General features: G+C 63.0%; 1 protein-coding gene. It reads left to right on the forward strand.

Features of this window, described 5'->3' with window-relative positions:
• Positions 1-117 precede the first annotated feature (117 nt).
• Positions 118-346 (forward strand): hypothetical protein (locus EN807_RS33480; RefSeq protein ID WP_135938015.1); only part of this gene is annotated, 229 nt, incomplete at its 3' end.

Below are 346 nucleotides of genomic sequence, written 5' to 3' on the forward strand. Positions count from 1 at the left end.
GTGGATGAAGAACTCCTTTGGGGCCCCTCGAAATTTTTCATCCCTCCGTGAACCATTTCCGTTCGCCCGGCGACACACAGCCGTGGACGATAGAAACCCAGACCATGGAGACTTCAAATGACTGCTTTCCTGCGCAATACCCTGCTTGCCGCCGCCGCGGTGTCGGCCCTGACCGGATCGGCCCTTGCGGACGAGACCTACAAAAGCTGCGCCGCGACCAACCTCAATGACCTGTGGAGCGGCCGTTGCTGCAGCGTCGGCTCCGCGAACTGCCTGGGCGGCGGCAATGGCGGCCGTGATCATCAAGGCCATCAGGGCAAGGGCGACCGCGGCAGCACCAACGGCG

The organism is Mesorhizobium sp. M5C.F.Ca.ET.164.01.1.1 (assembly GCF_004792125.1).
Classification (GTDB): Bacteria; Pseudomonadota; Alphaproteobacteria; order Rhizobiales; family Rhizobiaceae; genus Mesorhizobium; species Mesorhizobium wenxiniae.